The organism is Microbacterium sp. FG3, from assembly GCF_057809335.1.
Window position 1 is genome coordinate 1 of the sequence record NZ_JBMDJT010000072.1, and the last position, 1,273, is coordinate 1,273.

Annotated in this window: 1 protein-coding gene; it reads left to right on the forward strand. The window is 66.1% G+C overall.

Annotation, left to right across the window (positions count from 1 at the left end):
* Positions 1–55: 55 nt before the first annotated feature.
* A protein-coding gene (locus ACODR5_RS13485) for an IS3 family transposase (protein WP_141920053.1) occupies positions 56–1,233 on the forward strand; the annotation gives its coding sequence in 2 pieces (ribosomal slippage) (positions 56–314 and positions 314–1,233; 1,179 coding nt in all).
* Positions 1,234–1,273 lie beyond the last annotated feature (40 nt).

Below are 1,273 nucleotides of genomic sequence, written 5' to 3' on the forward strand. Positions count from 1 at the left end.
TGGGGTGTGACACTTCTTGTAGACGGTCGTTACCAGGAAGGAACGACAGGCAGAGATGTCTACGAATCGCAGGAAGTTCACTGAGGAGTTCAAGGCCGACGCGGTCCAGCTCGTCGTGCAGGGCGGCCGCCCGATCGCGCAGGTCGCGCGGGAGTTGGAGATCAACGAGAGCTCGCTCGGGTACTGGGTGAAGGCGTATCGGGCCCAGCACCCCGACCCGGAGACGGCGCCGCCACCGGTGGAGGCCGCGCGGATCGCACGGTTGGAAGCGGAGAACCGGCGGCTCGCGGAGGAGAACGCGTTCTTGAAAAAAGCCGCGGCCTTCTTCGCGAAGGAGCAGCGGTGAGCGAGAAGTTCACGCTGATGCACGCGGAGAAGGCCACCTTCACGATCGAGCTGATGGCGCGCCTGCTCAGCGTCTCACGCGCCGGCTACTACGCGTGGGCGAAGCGGCGGGACACGATCCCGCCGACCACGGCGCGGAGGGTGTGGCTGTCTGGTGTGATCACGCAGATCCACGACGACTCGCACGGGGTGAACGGGTTCCGGCGGGTGCTCGCCGAATTGTCTCGCCGCGGGATCGCCGCGTCGGAGGGTCTGGTCCGCAAGATCATGCGGGAGGCGGGGATCTTCGGGATCCAGCCCCGCTCCAAGAAGCGCACCACGATCCCCGCCGACGACGTGGTGACCCGCCCCGATCTGCTCAAGCGGGACTTCACCGCCGACCGGCCCGGGGTCCGCTTCGTCGGCGACATCACCTACCTGCGCACCGGGGAAGGGTGGCTGTATCTGGCGACGGTGATCGACCTGTTCAACCGTGAGGTCGTGGGCTGGTCGATGGCTGAGCACATGCGCACCGAGCTGATCGGCGACGCCCTCACGATGGCCCATACCCACGGGCGCATCGAGTCGGGCGCTCTGTTCCACTCGGACCGCGGAAGCCAGTACACCTCTGACGAGTACGCCAAGCTCGCGGGCCGTTTCGGGGTGCGGTTGTCGGTGGGAAGGACCGGGGTGTGCTGGGACAACTCGGTCGCCGAATCGTGGTTCTCGATGCTCAAGAACGAGATGTACTACCGGCAGTCCTTCGCGACCCGGCGGCGAGCGAGATTCGCCGTGATGCAGTACATAGAGGTGTTCTACAACCGCCGCCGGCTGCACTCCACCCTCGGCTACCGCACCCCCGCCGAGACCCGGGCCGCCTACTACGCCCAGACCGCAACCGCGGCCTGAAATCCACAAAGAGATCGTCTACGAAGCTTGACACAGCCCA